At 58.1% G+C, this 16,116-nt stretch carries 14 protein-coding genes and 1 riboswitch; of the genes, 6 read left to right on the top strand and 8 right to left on the bottom strand.

Features of this window, described 5'->3' with window-relative positions; translation table 11 throughout:
- The first annotated feature begins 74 nt into the window (after positions 1 to 74).
- The 6 genes from DESU86_RS07380 (at position 75) to DESU86_RS07405 (ending at position 7,460) form a co-directional block, all read left to right on the top strand.
- Positions 75 to 1,688: a sigma-54 interaction domain-containing protein gene (locus DESU86_RS07380; protein ID WP_179980468.1), complete on the top strand. Its 1,614-nt coding sequence runs from the start codon at positions 75 to 77 to the stop codon at positions 1,686 to 1,688.
- A 282-nt stretch (positions 1,689 to 1,970) separates the two neighbouring features.
- Positions 1,971 to 2,546, top strand: coding sequence for a hypothetical protein (locus DESU86_RS07385; RefSeq protein ID WP_179980469.1), 576 nt, complete (start codon positions 1,971 to 1,973; stop codon positions 2,544 to 2,546).
- Positions 2,547 to 2,808: 262 nt separating this feature from the next.
- Positions 2,809 to 4,092, top strand: coding sequence for a glycine/sarcosine/betaine reductase component B subunit (locus tag DESU86_RS07390; protein ID WP_179980470.1), 1,284 nt, complete (start codon positions 2,809 to 2,811; stop codon positions 4,090 to 4,092).
- 10 nt (positions 4,093 to 4,102) lie between these two features.
- A complete protein-coding gene (locus DESU86_RS07395; protein WP_179980471.1) occupies positions 4,103 to 5,419 on the top strand; it encodes a glycine/betaine/sarcosine/D-proline family reductase selenoprotein B in 1,317 nt (438 codons plus the stop codon).
- A 173-nt stretch (positions 5,420 to 5,592) separates the two neighbouring features.
- Positions 5,593 to 5,973: a hypothetical protein gene (locus DESU86_RS07400; RefSeq protein ID WP_179980472.1), complete on the top strand. Its 381-nt coding sequence runs from the start codon at positions 5,593 to 5,595 to the stop codon at positions 5,971 to 5,973.
- A 383-nt stretch (positions 5,974 to 6,356) separates the two neighbouring features.
- A complete protein-coding gene (locus tag DESU86_RS07405; RefSeq protein WP_179980473.1) occupies positions 6,357 to 7,460 on the top strand; it encodes a YkvI family membrane protein in 1,104 nt (367 codons plus the stop codon).
- Positions 7,461 to 7,907: 447 nt separating this feature from the next.
- Here the strand turns inward: DESU86_RS07405 and grdA are convergent, their stop codons facing one another.
- The 8 genes from grdA to DESU86_RS07445 all read right to left on the bottom strand — a co-directional run bounded on the left by grdA (position 7,908) and on the right by DESU86_RS07445 (position 15,720).
- A complete protein-coding gene (gene grdA, locus DESU86_RS07410; protein ID WP_179980474.1) occupies positions 7,908 to 8,384 on the bottom strand; it encodes a glycine/sarcosine/betaine reductase complex selenoprotein A in 477 nt (158 codons plus the stop codon).
- 104 nt (positions 8,385 to 8,488) lie between these two features.
- On the bottom strand, positions 8,489 to 8,806 hold the full coding sequence (locus tag DESU86_RS07415; RefSeq protein WP_179980475.1) for a thioredoxin family protein: 318 nt from the start codon (positions 8,804 to 8,806) through the stop codon (positions 8,489 to 8,491).
- Positions 8,807 to 8,908: 102 nt separating this feature from the next.
- Positions 8,909 to 10,078: a glycine/sarcosine/betaine reductase complex component C subunit alpha gene (grdD, locus tag DESU86_RS07420; protein ID WP_179980465.1), complete on the bottom strand. Its 1,170-nt coding sequence runs from the start codon at positions 10,076 to 10,078 to the stop codon at positions 8,909 to 8,911.
- 11 nt (positions 10,079 to 10,089) lie between these two features.
- Positions 10,090 to 11,628: a glycine/sarcosine/betaine reductase complex component C subunit beta gene (grdC, locus tag DESU86_RS07425; RefSeq protein WP_179980466.1), complete on the bottom strand. Its 1,539-nt coding sequence runs from the start codon at positions 11,626 to 11,628 to the stop codon at positions 10,090 to 10,092.
- Between the two features lie 20 nt (positions 11,629 to 11,648).
- Positions 11,649 to 12,563 (bottom strand): thioredoxin-disulfide reductase, encoded by a 915-nt coding sequence (gene trxB / locus DESU86_RS07430; protein ID WP_179980476.1) that lies wholly within the window; start codon positions 12,561 to 12,563, stop codon positions 11,649 to 11,651.
- 148 nt (positions 12,564 to 12,711) lie between these two features.
- The gene (gene grdB, locus DESU86_RS07435) at positions 12,712 to 14,016 is read right to left on the bottom strand and encodes a glycine reductase complex selenoprotein B (RefSeq protein WP_179980477.1); all 1,305 of its coding nucleotides are present in this window, start codon (positions 14,014 to 14,016) and stop codon (positions 12,712 to 12,714) included.
- 35 nt (positions 14,017 to 14,051) lie between these two features.
- Positions 14,052 to 15,338: a glycine/sarcosine/betaine reductase component B subunit gene (locus DESU86_RS07440; RefSeq protein ID WP_179980478.1), complete on the bottom strand. Its 1,287-nt coding sequence runs from the start codon at positions 15,336 to 15,338 to the stop codon at positions 14,052 to 14,054.
- 1 nt (position 15,339) lies between these two features.
- A complete protein-coding gene (locus DESU86_RS07445; protein WP_179981755.1) occupies positions 15,340 to 15,720 on the bottom strand; it encodes a GrdX family protein in 381 nt (126 codons plus the stop codon).
- Positions 15,721 to 15,871: 151 nt separating this feature from the next.
- Positions 15,872 to 15,976, bottom strand: a riboswitch (glycine riboswitch).
- Positions 15,977 to 16,116 lie beyond the last annotated feature (140 nt).

The raw sequence follows: 16,116 nt of genomic DNA on the forward strand, positions 1-16,116 counted from the left end.
AAAATTTTTATATAAACAAAAAATGCCAATGTGCTTCCTGTGCAACTTCGTCCAAAACATCCCAAGGGGCGGCCATGCTGGATACCATTTTGAAGGGGTGCACCGATCTTTCACAGCTTTTGGACTTTTTTCGCCTGATTTTTGACGTCAATTTGATTGGGATTACCATTGTTCGGGAAGATGGTGTTATCATTTACTATAATGATGCCCAGGCACGAATTGACGGACTTTCGCCGCAGGACGCCCTCGGTAAGCAGATATGCGACGTTTATCGCTTCACGCCAGAGGACAGTCCTACCATGCGGGCGCTCCACACCGGCTCTCCAATTTTCGACAGTGTGCATCTGTATCGTACCCGACGCGGCAAACTGGTTAATTCTTCCAACAGTATTTATCCGCTGTGGAACAACGGCGTCCTTCTGGGGGCGATCTGCTTTATCCAGAGGTATCCCTGTATCGGCCTGCAGTCGGAGGGATGGGGCCCCGAGGCAGCGGATGGGATGGGGGATGCCCCTGATTGCAGGAAGGAACAAGAAAAAAGGCATTATACATTTGAATCCCTGATCGGCGAAAGCCACGCGCTGCTGGAGGTCGCTTCGCTGGCAAAGAAGGTTTCCACCAAGTCTTCTTCTGTCATGCTGATAGGCGAAACCGGCGTGGGCAAGGAGATATTCGCCCAAGCCATACATTACGCAAGCCCACGCCAGGCAAAGCCCTACACGGCCATAAACTGCTCAGCCGTGCCGGAAACGCTGCTTGAGGGCATCCTTTTTGGCACCGTCAAGGGCGCGTTTACCGGCGCCGTGAACCGGGTGGGCCTGTTTGAAGCCACGAATGGAGGCACCCTGTATCTTGATGAAGTCGATTCAATGCCTGTGTCCTTACAGAACAAACTGCTCCGGGTTCTCCAGGAGCGCATGGTACGCCGGGTAGGAGAAGAGCATGAGCGCCCCATAGACGTGCGCATCATCAGTTCCGTCTGTAAAAATCCCACGGCTCTTATTGAAGATGGCCACTTGCGCCAGGATTTTTATTATCGGCTTGGCGTGGTCAAGATCATGATTCCTCCTCTTCGCTTCCGGATGGAAGATATTCACCCCTTGGTGCAGCATTTTATGCGGTTTCACAGCGGCAGGCTGGGGGTGCCCCAACCCCTGGTCACTCCAGAGGCCATGTCCGTACTCTACGCCCACAATTGGCCAGGAAATGTACGCGAACTGGAGCATGTCATAGAGGCCAGCCTGGTTCTGGTTGACCCTGGTGATAATCTTGAGTCATGGCACCTTTATGATGCTGTGCCGGAGCTCGCCTCTTCATCGCCGCCACTGTCAGCCACAACGCCATGGCTGGCAGTTCAGGGCGCTGCCCGTGAAACGGCGCCCGGTTCCGGTCGCGCCGCGCCTTCAGAACGGCCGCCCTCGTTCGCGGAACCTTGCGCCTCCGCTCCTTCCACAACACATCCTCAGATGACCGCAACCGCGACGGCCGATACGGCGCGTGAAGCCGGTTCAAGCCTGCCGCGACAGACCATGGACATTGAAGAGACCGCCATCAAGAAAGCCCTTGCAACCTCGGCGGGCAATGTTGCCATGGCCGCTCGACTTTTGGGAATATCTCCGCAGCTTTTGCATTATAAAATCAAGAAATACGCAATCAGCAGGCAGGCCTTTCTGCCAAAGCAGTATTAATTCAGGTTGATTTTTACGTAGATGTTCGCAAAAGGGCAAAACAACACGCGCATGTGAACAGCACAATAATGACGGGGTATTAGCGGCGATGTCGCAGCCACGGTCCTGTGGCGCGGCGACTGGCGGCCCGTCGGGCCTTCCCTGCGAGCGCGAAACTGTCAGGCACGAAAGTTACCCAGGAAATGCTCCCTATTGAGCAGTGCTCTTCCCACCTTCCCGCGTTCCCGCTTTTCCGTCCCCCTGCTCCCCCTGCCCCCTGCCGCACTTCAGCCATGCGCTGCAATGACGGCAAACGCCACCGCCGATGTACGCAAATTTTTTCAAGCACACAGTATTTTTTGTGAACAGAAAAAATATTGTGTGATTGAAAAATGCGCAGAGCCGTCTGGCATCTTCACTTGGTTAACCAACTATAACATTTTCGCATCGAGAATATTCATTCTCAATGCTTCCAAGACGCCCGCTTCGGCGCGTAACCGCGCAAATAAATTGCGCTTGCGCCTCCGCAGCGGGCCTCTGCCCACGCAGCCGCCAGAGCAATTTCAAAGCGAAATTGCTCTGGAAAAACAGTCTCTATTTTTTTTCAGCGAGGGGATTTTTTCTGGCATGCTGTTTGCTCTTCTTTTCACAGGCACAGATACACTTGCAGCTACCAGGAAAATCCCATGCGAAAGCCAGCCCTTCATATACCCGGCTACCGGTCGCTTTCCAGCAACACATGCCATGTGCGTACGCGGCTTTTCGCCTCTCTTGACCCTCTCTGGAGCAGCACAGAGCCATCCTCGCATTCCTGAGTCACAGAGCGTGCGCGTCCGGGGGACGCACTCCGTCAAAACCTTACCCTCTCCCTCTTTTTGAGAACGCCCTGGGGCGGAAATAGTACGAATGCCCGTTGTCTTTTCGGGCAGAACATATGTTCAGCAGCTACCCCAAAAAACGGCATGACCGCGTGGTGCGCCACACGGTCATGCCGTTTTTTGGGGTCTAGTCGCGTGACTGATGCCGGGGCTTTGCCTCGCGCCTTTTTCACGCTCACCGTTCACCGACGGATAAGGAGGGCGAGAGAACGCTGAGATCGTGATCGTATGTCGTGTTCTGTAACCGCAAATGGAGGAACCAGATGAAACTGGAACTGCACAAGATCGCCGTCAAAGACGCGCAATGGGGCGACAAGACCCATGCGGACGGTGGGGTGCTCTATGTAAATAAGGAAGAGGCCCTTGCTGTTGTCCTGCAGGAAAGTCAGTTCGTCACGGCCGAGCTGGACATCGCCCGGCCGGGAGAAAGCGTGCGCATCATCCCTGTGAAGGACGTGATCGAGCCGCGCGTGAAGATGGACGGCAACGGGTATTTTCCGGGCTATTGCGCACCCATGTCCAGAGCGGGAGAAGGCGCTACCCTGGTGCTTGATGGCGCAGCGGTAGTGACTTGCGGTCCTATCGTGGCCTTTCAGGAAGGTATGATTGATATGTCCGGCCCTGTGGCGGAGTACACGCCTTTTTCGAAAACCATCAACATTGTCATGAATGTTGAACCCGTGGAAGGCATTGACCCTCACGAATATGAAGAGGCCCTTCGTAAAACCGGGCTGCGGCTCAGCGTATATCTGGCCAAGGAGTGCCTGGGCACAAAGGCTGACTCCATAGAAGTGTATGAAAAGCGCTCTGTGGTTGAAGAGAGCGCCAAATATCCCGACTTGCCCAAGGTCCTGTATATATGCATGTCCATCACGCAAGGCCTGCTTCATGACACGTACGTGTATGCCTCGGATTTGCGCCCCTCCCTGCCGACCCTGCTGCATCCCAACGAAGTCCTGGACGGCGCCGTGGTGTCCGGCAACTGCGTGTCCGCGTGCGACAAAAATACCACCTATCATCATGTTCACAACCCGGTAGTCACCGAGCTGTATGCGCGGCACGGCAAGGAAATCAACTTCCTTGGCATGGTGCCTGCCGTTGAAAGCACCATTCTTGCGGGCAAGCAGCGCGCGGCAATGATGAACCTGACCCTGTCCAAGGAACTCGGCGCCAACGCGGTGATCATCACCGAAGAGGGCTACGGCAACCCTGACACGGATTTTTGCCTTAATGCCAAGCTGCATGAAGACGCGGGCATCGTGGCCATTGTCATTTCCGACGAGGCCGCCGGCATCGACGGCAAGAGTCAGAGCACTGCGGACGCCACCCCCGAACTTGTGTCCTTTGTATCGACCGGCAACGTCAATGAAATGCTTGAAGTGCCCAGCATGCAGAAAGTTATCGGCGACGCCCGGGCCATAGCCAATCTTTCCGGCGGCGCCGCTGAGAGCCTGCGCCCGGACGGTTCTATGTACATCGAGTTGCAGGCCATCATTGCCTCCACTTGCGAAATCGGATTCAGCCGCAACAGTTGCGAGTGGATATAGGGAGGATACGATGCAATACAGAATAGTGCATTACATAAATCAGTTTTACGCGGGCAAGGGTGGCGAAGACAAGGCAGACCACAAGCCTGAGTCCGTCCCCAGCCCCGTGGGCCCGGGATCTGAAATTACCCGCTTGCTCAAGGAGGCCGGAGGCGAGGGCGAAATCGTCGGCACAGTGATTTGCGGGGACTCGTACTACGGTGAAAATATTGAAGAAGCGCGCGAGACGTGCCTTGCGTTGATTGAAGCGTTCAAGCCCGATCTGCTCATTGCCGGCCCTGCTTTTAACGCAGGCAGGTACGGTGTGGCCTGCGGCGACATCGCTTCAGCAGCCGGAGAAAAATTCGGCATTCCCACGGTTACGGGCATGTTCAAGGAAAATCCCGGGTTGGAGCTTTACGGCAAGGGTTGCTATGTCGTGCCCAGTTCAGAAAGCGCCCGCTCCATGAGAAAAGACCTTGCGGCCATGACCGAACTCGGCCTTAAGCTGGTGAAAAAAATTCCCATGGGGCCGGCTCGTGAAGAGGGCTACTTCTCCCGGGGCATCCGCAAGTGCTTTTTCAAGGAAAAGACAGGCGCGGCCAGAGCTGTCGATATGATGCTGGCCCGTTTGAGAGGCGAGGAGTTTCATACCGAATACGAAATGCCGGTATTCAAGAAAATTCCGCCTGCACTGCCTGTCAGGGACATAAAGAACGCAACCATCGCCATCATCAGTTCCGGCGGCGTGGTGCCCGTAGGCAATCCGGATCATATCCGCGTGTCGTCCGCCGACAGTTTCGGCTCATACAGTATTGCTGGCATCAATGATCTCACGCCGGAAAACTATGAATCCATCCATGGCGGATATGACAGGGCCATGGCCGCCATAGACCCGGACTGCATCGTGCCTGTGGATGAACTGCGCAAACTGGAAAAAGAAGGCGCGTTCAAGAAGCTGCACGATTTTTTCTATACCACCACAGGTACGGGCACCAGCGTGAACAACGCTGAAAAGTTCGGCCAGGAAATCGGTGAGATTCTGCGCAATGCGGAGGTGGATGCAGCCATCCTCACATCTACGTGAGGAACGTGCACTCGATGCGGTGCATCGATGACGCGTGAAATAGAACGTGTGGCGAATATTCCTGTAGTGCAGATAGCGACAATTGTCCCCATCATGCTCACTGTGGGCACCAACAGAGTCGTGCCGGGCGTGGCCATTCCTCACCCCGTGGGGGACCCCCGCAAAGGGCCGGAAATTGATCATACGCTGCGACGCAACCTGTTATTGAAGGCGCTTGACGCCATGCAGACCGAAATCCAAGAGCAGACCATCTTTGAATAGTATGTGTTGACCTGGCGGCGGCCCCTTGGGCCGCCGCAGCTGTTTTCACAGAAACGCCGAGGATGGCTCTCTGTCAGAAAAAAACGGCGATATCCGGAAACAGGCCCATGGCGGATTGAAAAAGCGGTGCTTTGCCGGGAGTGAAATGCCGGGCGAGCCTGTAGGGAGGCTATATGGAATACATGATACTTACCAATAACAGCAGTATTGGCTCTGAATTGCCCGGGTTTGATATTGTCCGCGTCTCAGGAGGTCTGACGGCCATATATCAGGCCCTGTGCGATCATTTGCAAAACGGGCATGAAATCATATCCGTCCCCCTTCCGCCCAATGTTCCTCTTATTCGTTCTCCAATTAGAAGCGTCATTTTGCGTAAGACAAAACGCAAATATGATTCACATGGTCTCATAGCCGTGGAAAAAGCGCGGGAGAGAACAGCAGTGCTTGGTGTCATCGACAATGAAAACACCAGGCAGCACATTGAATTCATTGATAAAAGTCGCCTGGATCGCGCCATCAGGCAGCTGGCGGAACTGGATGGTGAACGCGGCTAGAGCAATTTCACTAGCGATGCTGTCGCCAGCCGTAAGGCTTCTTCGTCGCCTAACGGCTGCCGCTTGAAATCGCTCTGGCGGATGCGGGCGTCTTGGAAGCATTGAGAATGGGTATTCTCAATGCAAAAACGCTCTGGAAGCGCGGCCGTTTTTGCTGCTGCCCCTGGTAAAATTCCCGCGTCTCTCGGGAGATATCCGCGAGTGACTACGGAGGCCACGGCGAACATGGCAGGCCATTGTGGCTTTCACCCGCGCATGGGCGGCTGTTGAGGGTTTTTACGGGCTGTTGCCTTCATCACCCAATATGAGCCTGAACGTGTCTTTTCCACATTGGAGAATTGTCCACATAAGAAGCAAAATATTAATCCACAAAAGGAAAAACAATGGATAAGCGTACTGGTATAAAGCAAACGTTGCTGTTGACAGGCGCAATAATTGGCCTGCTTGTTGGATCGGGAATATCAACAGGGCAAGAAGTTTTGCAGTATTTTACTCCATATGGCCTGTACGCGTTTTTGGTTGCTGGAGTGTCAGCGCTAATCATCATTATTGCAAACTACGGGTTTGCATATGCGGGATTTCACGGTAACTTCAAAAAAGGAAGCGAGGTATTTGCCTTCTACTGTGGGCCAGTTATTGGGAAGATATTTGACTGGTTTACGGTTTTGTTTTGCTACATGTCGTATATTGTTATGGTCGGCGGCGGCAGTTCTACGTTGAATGAACAGTTTGGTCTTCCGATCATTTTTGGCGGTACCATTATTATGGTATGCGCTGGAGGAACCGTAGCAATCGGGTTGAATTCGATAGTGAACATTGTGGCCCGCATTGGGGTTTTAAAAGTCGTTATGGTTTCGACGGTGTGCCTGGTATCGCTTATATGCCATATTGAATCCCTGCCGCAAAACCTCAGCAGAATCAGCTCCAGCGAGCTGCCCCTGCTGAAAGCCGCTGACACCTGGCTCTTTTCCGGCATTTCATATGGCGGGTTCTGCATATTATGGCTGGCGAGCTACGTTGCGACGTTGAGCACAAAAGTAGACTACATGACCTTGCAACGAGGCAGCGTATTCGCCGCCATTATTCTTGTATCCATGTGTCTGGTTATCGGGTTCGCCCTGACCGCGAACATTGACAGTGTTTATAATTTGCAGATTCCCAACCTTTTTCTGGCCAAGCAGATATGGATGCCGCTCTCATATTTTTACAGCATGATCACTTTTCTGGCGATCTATTCCACTGCTTGCCCACTTCTGTGGACTGCTTCATCCAGGTTTTGCGTAGAGGGCACGGTAAAGTTCAAGCTTGTCACAATCGGTCTGGCCGCAGCCGGGCTCCTTATAGCCATGTTCACGCCTTATAACATACTGATAAACTACATCTACGTGCTGAATGGCTATCTGGGGTCGGCGTTTATGATTATCATGATTGTCAGGCTTGTCATGATAAAGATGAAGGTGAGGAGCTCCCAGTATAACACGCAATAAAAATCGAGCCCGCAAACGGCCGCCAGCTATGCCGGGGGGGATATGGGCCAATACGGCTCTCATGCCAACTGTTCCTTGAGCTGAACGCCAGGCTCCGGGCCGCTGCAGAGATGCACCTTTGCCCGCTCAAGAGGCTGGGCCGGGCAGGGTGTGCCCATGCAGGGTATGCCCATAATGATGGAGTCCCGCACGCGTCTTTTCAACGCGCGCGGGACTCTTGCCCTGTGGGTGGGGGGGAGGTGGGCTCAATTAGTGCAATTTCACCAGCAATGCTGTCGCCAGCCGTAAGGCTTCTTCGTCGCCTAAAGGCTGCCGCTTGCAATTGCTCGGGTGACTGCGTGAGCAGGCGCCCGCCGCAAAGGCGCAAGCGCTATTACGTGCGCGGTAAAGCGCCGAAGCGGGCGTATCTTGAACCTTGAGAATGTATATTCTCGAAGTTCATCTGCTCTACAGGCTATACTTGCTGTTTTCCGCGCGCATCTTACTCACAGCGGCCGCCAGCGCATCCACATTCAGTACCATTTCCATCATGCTGATCTGCTCTTCCCACTTGGCGGGATCGGCAGCGGCCTTCATTTCCGGCTCAAGCACATGATATACGCAGAGTCCCAACGGGACTCCTGCCAGGGGTCCGGCGTAGGTGGGGTCGCCCAGAGTGACGGTTTCGGCATAGATTTCCGCCCCTTCAGGGTCGGAAGAGCCGAGAACCACCACGACGTTCTCGCCACCAAACTTCTCAGCCGCGTCCTTGACGCGCTGCTGATTTTCCAGATCCATGGCTCCTGCGGCCGTTCAAACGAAGCATTCGGTGGCGGAGAACAGGATCTCCGCTCCCGAATCGGCGAAGACATCCGCCATGGCGGGGCCGGGTACGCCGTCCCTTTCGCCAAGCAGCAGAAGCTTCTTGCCTTCGAGCTTAGCCATTGCTTACTCCTTGTGGTTATGGGCTTTTTGTCGCACGGGCCGATGCGGCGGCCCGTCGTCCACGTCATTGCCGCGCTGCCCTGTCTGGGCGAGCGTGCAAAACATTACAGCAGTTTTTCCGTCCCGGCCTTGATGGCCTCAATGGAAACAGCGTCGCCGGACACGCGCGACACGCATTCCCCGCCCTTGTAAAAAAGGATGGTGGGCACGGCCATGACGCGCAGGCTGATGACCAGGCGGCGGTTTTCCGCCACGTTGAGCTTGCAGAATTTCACCTTGCCGTCATATGCGGCGGCTAGCTTTTCCACTTCGGGCATCAGGGCCAGGCAGGGGCCGCACTGCGGCCCCCAGAGGTCCACCACGCAGGGCATGGCGCTTTGCAGTACTTCGGCTTCAAAGGTATCTTTATCGACGATAATCATGAACTGCCTCACTTGGTTGCGTACGATTACACTGTACCGATAAAGGCGGGCCGGGGCCTGTGCCGGACACTCTGACACGGTCGGCCCGCCTGTCGGAGGATTTTATATGTATCCTGCGGTCTTCAGGATTTCACGGGCCTTCTCAAGACGGGCCACAGCCAGCTTGACCACAGGCCCGGTGCAGCCCATGGCCGCCTCGGCGTAGATGTTTTCCTTCCACAGGCAGTGTACCGCCTGCTCAAGGTCCAGCACGTCGATGCCGTGGATTTCTTCATCCGTGGGCTCGGCGGGCGGGGCCTGCACGGTTTCGGTCGGGGCCGCCCCTGCCGCCTTTTCAAAGGCGGCCAGTTCTTCGTCCAGCCCGGCGGCCCTGGCCCGGCGCAGTTCTTCGGCCACCACGGCGGGCAGATTGCCGCGTACGGCGGCGGCCGTATAGGCCAGGGCATTGGCCATGACCGGAGCGCCCGAGGCGCGGGAGACGATGCTCACCACCCGGTTCCAGCCTTCGCCCACCGAGGGGCCGTAGCCCCAGCCCGTGGTTTCGTAGGCTCCACCGGAGGTAAAGGCGCTGAAGAGCTTCATGAGTATGTTGCCCGTGAGCGTGTCCGTGACGCACACGTCCACGGCCCCGGCCAGAAGGTCGTTGCCCCGCAGCAGCGAGCCGCCGTCGCCCCTGAGGCTCTGTCCCAGGCGCAGGTCGTAGCCGCGTTCCGCCATGCGGTTCAGCGCCCGCAGCACCTGCGGGGCCGCGTCCACATTGAGCACGCCCACAGCGGGGGAGGCCAGACCCATGGCCCTGGCCACAGCCAGGCCCAAAACGGCGTTGCGCAATAGCGCCTGTTGCCTCTGGGCCGCGCTCATGCCCGTGGTGCAGGCCACAAACATGGCCTTGCCGAGAGCAGGCGTCAGAACGCGGCCCACCGTGGCCACGCCCAGGGGGAAGGGATAGTGCAGGGCCACCGCGCCCTGGATATGACCGTCTTCCAGGGCTTTTTCCATCCCTGCAGCCAGTTCATTGCCTTCGCAGCCGGTTTCAATCCAGTCCATGCCCGCAGGCACAAGTCCCGCAGGCCGTGGCCCCACGCCGACCACGGTCAGCGAGGCGTCCTCCTTCATGGCCACAGCGGCCGCCGAGAGGAATTCCGTATCCGAATGCTCGCCGCCTGCGGCCATGAGGCCGATGCGGCACGGCGCGCGTCCACTGCGCGCCCGCGTGACCAGATCCTCAAGAGCCTTGCCCAGGATGGCACGCCTGTCGTTTTGACTCGCCATACGCCTGCCTCCTACTGACCCTTTTGCAGGTTGGCCGCCACGTCGCTCAGGGCTGTCAGCAGCAGTTCGGTCACATCCTGCTGGCTGACGTTCTGCGCCTGTGCCGCGCTCGTGCCGGGGGCTTCCATAATAAAGGAAGCGCCGTCGGCCAGGTTGGTCAGGCGGCCCAGAAACAGGCTGCCCTTGCCTATGATCATGGCGCGCTTGATGCGGCCTTGCTTGATATCTTCAATGGCGTGGCCCACATAGGGTACGCCGGAGGGGATGTGCCCCTGGATGGGGGCAAAACCGGGCATGCCGTGTTCCGCCACAAACTTGGGAATGTCGGTCCGCTCGATCTGCCCCTTCATGACCGCAAGGGCCGCGATCATCTTGTAGTTGGCCTCGGGCACGTTGCCCGCGCCCGCAGGCAGGGTCACTTCGGCGTTGTGCAGTTCAGGGGCGTACTTGTCCACATCCGTGAGTTTCAGACCCACGCGGGACAGGGGTTCGAAGGTCAGGGCCGAGGTGATGGCCTGGGGCGAAGCCCCCGCGCCCACCGTATGCTTGCCCAGACCTTCCAGCCGCATGACCGGGGTCTGGCCGTCGTCGGGAGTCAGCAGCAGGGCGAAGCTGCCGAGGCAGTTTTCCAGCGGCACAAAGCCCTTCTTGATATGGTCGCGGGCGTTCATGTAGAGCTTGGGCACGGAGCCGCCGCTGACCACGACCACATTGGGCCGCACGCCGCTGGCCACCATGCCTGCCGAGGTGATGAGGGCGGCCACGGGCCCGGCGCAGAAGCCGCGCACGTCAAAACCGCTGGCATTGACGCACTCGGCTATCTCGGCCAGGGCCTTGGCCATGTTGCCGCCGCCGCGTTGCATGGCGTCGCCCACGGCTTCTTCGGAGCATTCCACCACAAAATCCACGTCAGCGGGAGCCATGCCCGCGTTCTTGATGAGGTGCAGCAGAGCCAGCACGCCGCTGGCCTTGCTGGCCAGATTTTCCAGCATGACCCCGGCTTCGAGGTTTTCATCCGTATCGTGGGCACGGCGGCAGCAGGCCACCAGGGTATTCTCAAAGTAGAGCGGCAGGGCGTGCTGTTTTTCAATGGCTTCCTGCAGCTCGGCGACGGGCTTGCCTTTCTCCAGCCGGGCCAGCTGCTTTTCGCCCATGACGGGGTTACGGGCCAGCTTTTCGGCCACTGCCGCTGCAAAGCCCTGTTCCAGCCAGATGAGGTCAAAAACGTCGCAAATATCCATAAGCCCGATGAACTCGTCTTCGGGCATGATTTCGCCAAATTTCCCGTAGCGTTGCGGATCGCCCAGGTTGTCGATCCAGGGGGCCGGAGCCTTCTCCAGTTCGTCGAGGCTCATGCCGCCCACATAGGTTTTGTTGGGGGCGTAGGCAGCGGCCTGTTCCCAGGTCTGCGCGTGCTTGGGCAGTTCTCGCAGAAATTCCGAATCGGGCTTGGAACGGCGTTCCTGGGCGGGGGTGCCGCCATAGTGCAGGGCCAGTTCCGGCGCGAAGTTCAGGCAGTATGCGGCTGCCTTGATGCCAACAGTTGTCATGGCGCTATCCTCCAGCGGCCTTAGTGTTGAAGGTAGGCATACGCCGACATGGCGGCCCGCGCCCCGTCGCCCGCTGCCGTAACCACCTGCCGCAGCGAGGTGTCGCGCACGTCGCCAGCGGCGAAAATGCCCGGTACCGAGGTTTGCAGTTTGTCGTCGGTAATGATCCAGCCGCTGGAGTCCGTTACCAGCAGGCCGTGCAGGTATTCGTCATTGGGCAGGGTGCCGATGAAGATGAACACGCCGCTCAACGGAATTTCGCGTTTTTCTTCGGTCTTTACGTTGCGCACCACGATTTTTTCCACCATGTCGCTGCCTTCGATGGATTCCAGCACGCTGTCCATGACGGGCACGATCTTGGGGTTGGCCAGGGCGTGCTCGACCACGAGCCTGTCGGCGCGGAATTCGTCACGGCGGTGGACAATGTATACCTTGGAGGCAAAGCCCGTGAGGTAGCAGGCTTCTTCAACGGCGGTGTTGCCGCCGCCGATGACGGCCACTTCGAGGTCTTCAAAAAAGGCGGCGTCGCACACGGCGCAGTAGGAAACGCCCATGCCCGTGTATTTTTTTTCGCCGGGGCAGCCCTGCTTGCGAAAATAGGCCCCGCTGGCCACGATGACGGCCTTGGCGGCAATTTCGCTGCCGTCCTTGAGGGTTATGATCTTCTGGTCGCCGCGCACCTCAAGCTTCTGCACCGAGGCCGACCTGAATTCCGCCTTGAAAAATTCCGCATGGGCGCGAAAGGCGTCGGCCAGACCCGTACCCGTGCCGTCAAGGATGCCGGGGTAGTTCTCCACCCTGCTGGTGGTCAGTATCTGCCCGCCGGGGCGGCCTTTTTCCAGCACAAGAGTGTCAAGACCGGCGCGCTTGCCGTAGATGGCGGCGGAAAGTCCCGCCGGGCCAGCGCCAATGATGACCAGTTCACGTTTTTCCATAAAAACTCCTTGTGGGGGCGGGCCGCCTGCGACTGCGGCGTGTAGTGCGCCACCCGGAAAAATCTGCTGCGTTTTTATCCGTTTTCAGCTCCGGCAGGTCGTGAGGGGGGGGATGTCCACGACCCGCCGGAGCGTTACCGGGGGGGGATTAAAATACTGTCTGTCCGTCCACCTTGGTGGTCAGAGCCTTGAAGGCCTTGAGCACCAGTTCGCGGCGAAGGTGCTTTTCTTCCCCAGGGGACAGTTCCGGATTGCCCAGGGGGTAGGGAATGGAGACCGTGGGCACGATGCGGTTGGCCCCGATGCTCAGGGAAATGGGAACAATGGTGCACATGTGGACCACGGGCACATCAGCGGCCTCTTCAATGGCCTTGGCGAGCGTTGCGCCGCAACGCGTGCAGGTTCCTCACGTGGAGGTGAGGATTACGCCATCCACATGTGCGGCCTTGAGCTGTGAGCCGATTTCGGTGCCGAACTTGCGGGAGTTGGCCACCGAGGTGCCGTTGCCCACCGTGGTGTAGAACACGTTGTAGAGCTTGCCGATCTTGCCTTCCTTTTCCAGATCGCGCAGCACGTCGATGGGCAGCACGCGGTCGGGGTCCTGGTTGGCGTAGGTCTGGTCGTAGCCGCCGTGGGCGGTCAGGTACTTGCCCTTCTCAAGATTGTTGACGCCTTCAATGCTGTACGCGCCGAAGTTCTGCGCCGAGGAGGCGGCGATATGGTCGGGGTTGCCTTCGGGCACAATGCCGCCCGAAGTGACCAGGGCGATGGTGGCCTTGCTGAGGTCGGCGATGGCCGGGCGGGGTTCCACACGGTCAAAGATGGGCATGGCGTATTCCGTCTTGAAGGGCTCGCCCTTGATCTTCTTGATCAGCATGCGCACGGCGCGTTCCGCGCCGGGTTCTTCGTAGAACATGTTCTTGCGTATGCCCTTGGGGAAGATGCCCTCGGCCTCGGGATCGGCTATTTCTTCGCCGCGCAAAAGCTTGAGCATGGCTGCGGCCATGGCGGGCACGGCCTTGGCCATGCCACGGGCGCTGTCGGAAGTTTCAATGATGGTCACTTCCTTGCGGTACAGATCAACGCCTGGGCTTTCACGGTACATGCCGCTGACCACAGGCAGGCCCAGCTGCTTGTTGACGGCCGCGCAGACAACGCCGCAGGCCGTGCCGTAACGGCCAGCGTTAAAGGCAGGCCCGGCGATGACGCCGTCCGCGCCAAAGCGCTTCACGGTTTCCACCATCTGGGCGGCCACTTCTTCAAGGTGATTGGCGCAGTAGTTGTCGCCGCAGATGAACGTGGCGACGATTTCGGCCTGGCCACCAAGGGCAGCCTTGAAGGCCGCGCCCGGGCCCACGATGCCTTGGCGCACTTCGGGGGTTATGTCGGCCTTTTCTTCACCGCCGATGCCGGCAAAAAACTGATTGATATAGTGTATAAGCTTATATGCCATGATGATCTCCTGCTCCTTGAGCCGGCTGCGCCCCCTTACAGGGTGCGGCCGCCGATGCGGTTGAAGCCCAGTTCGTTGGTCGCGCCAAGGATGGCCTGCAATTCCACTTCAAGGCTGCCGTCTTCGCGCACAGAGCCGAAGAAGCCGCCAGCAATGGTTTCAGCGGGAGTCAGATCGCCGATAACCTTGGCCATGGGCGGCAGCACGATAAGTTCGTTGGCGTTGCCAGCGGTGACGCAGGCGTCGCCCTCGGGGCACGAGTCGGCCAGGGACTGGCTGGAGCCGTCGCGCCCGGCGAATTCGTCCGTGATGAGCACGGTTCTGATGCCAGCCTGCTCGGACTTGCGGCAGTTCATGATGAGGTCGGCGTCCGGGTTGCCGAAGCCTTCCTCGCTGATGACGACGGCATCGACGCCGAGCATGCGGGCCAGCTTGACCGCGTAGGAAGAGCTGCGCTTCTTGTCCGCCAGGGTGACGTTTTCATTGGTGATGATGACGCCCACGAAGTTGAGTTCCTTGCCGTGATGCGCATAAAGGCTTCGGATCACGGGGTTGTTCAGGTGGACGTAAGTGCTGTTCTTGTCGCAGGCGGACACGCAGTTGCCGGAGATGATCGCGCCGTCCATAATTTCCGTGGGGCTGATCATGGTGGGCAGGATGCGCTTGGCGTCCACGCCGTAAACCCAGGTGTCGTGCAGCAGGCCCTGAGATTGCAGCATGTAGATGTAGGCCACCTTGGGCAGGCCGGGATGGGCGTGCATGGCCTCGCTGAACGCGGGAAAGTCAAAGGTTTCCACCTTGTCGGCCGTGGCGCCCTTGCAGGCGGCGGCAAGGTAGTGGGCGGCGCGCAGTCCGGCACGGCGGAAGCACGCCTCGCACTGGTGGGGCTCCATCTCGGCCACGGGCGACAGCGAGATGGTCAGGTTGCACGTCTTTGAAAACGGCGTGTAGTCCGCGCCGGGGCCGGTCATGTCCACAATGCCTTCCTGCGGGGCCACCACGCGGCCTGTGGTCAGCACGGCCATGCCGCTCAAGACCAGGGTCTTGCCTTCACCGGCGCTTTCCACATCGCCTATCCAGCCGGGAAAGACCTCGCCCGGCCCCTCCAGCTTGCAGCGGGGCTCAATGGCGTCCTTCACGGGCATGATGCGCGTGTTTTCGCCGGGGTGGGCAGCGTCGATCTCGACTCCGCCGAGGCGTTCGTCCTGCATGAGCAGGGCAGTAAGTTCTTCCTTGTTGACGGTAAGCACGCCGCCGCTGACGCCTGTGCGCGCGCCAAAGACCAGCTTGCTGATTGTGATGCGGTGCAGTTCCAACTTCACGTTACATCTCCTTGTGGTGTGAAAGCACGCCCGGCGCGGGGGCCGGATGCCTTCCATTGAGGTTCAAAAGGCTTTTGATGCTGCAGCCCAGGCTCTCAATAGTTGCGCGCAGAAGCTCCACGTCCACAAAGGCGCAGTCCCGCAAAGCGCTGCTGTCCATGCGTATGGGCGCAAGGACGGCAGCGGCGTCGTAACGGGCCTGAGCCTGCTCAATGAGTTCAAGAGATGTGATGTCCACCAAAGCGGGGGCTTCGGAAGATGGTTGGGCACAAGATGACAGGATCAAGGAACGGTACGGCATCTGCCGGGGCAGAAAGTTGCCGTACAAGGGATGATTGGCAAGACGCCAACCCTGGTGGATCTGATCGCGCGCCGCGCGAATGACAGACGCGGATCAGCCCGTGATGAGCGTGACGCTCAGTCCCTTGGGGGCCATCTCCTGAAAACGGGGATTGTTGGTAATAAGGACGTGAAGCATAAGCGTACCTGCGGTTTAATGGCACGCCCTGTCTCCACAAGTGGATTCAGCAGCACTAAGATGTGCGATTCTTTTACCTGAGAGTTTCAGCCTTTTGGCCTTGCCCCTTCGGTGCCTCTGCGCTGGCGTTCAGTACAGAGGACTCTCTCGCGCACTTACCACGATTCAAAAATGTACTATTGAGAAAAAAGTGTCAAGCTCACGGGAGTGGAAATAATTTTTCACAATGCCGCCTGCGGGCAATTGTTTGGCTAACCAACATAATTATAATGCAATAAAAATTTCCGTTAGCAGCAGTAT

The organism is Desulfovibrio sp. 86, assembly GCF_902702915.1.
Classification (GTDB): domain Bacteria; phylum Desulfobacterota; class Desulfovibrionia; order Desulfovibrionales; family Desulfovibrionaceae; genus Desulfovibrio.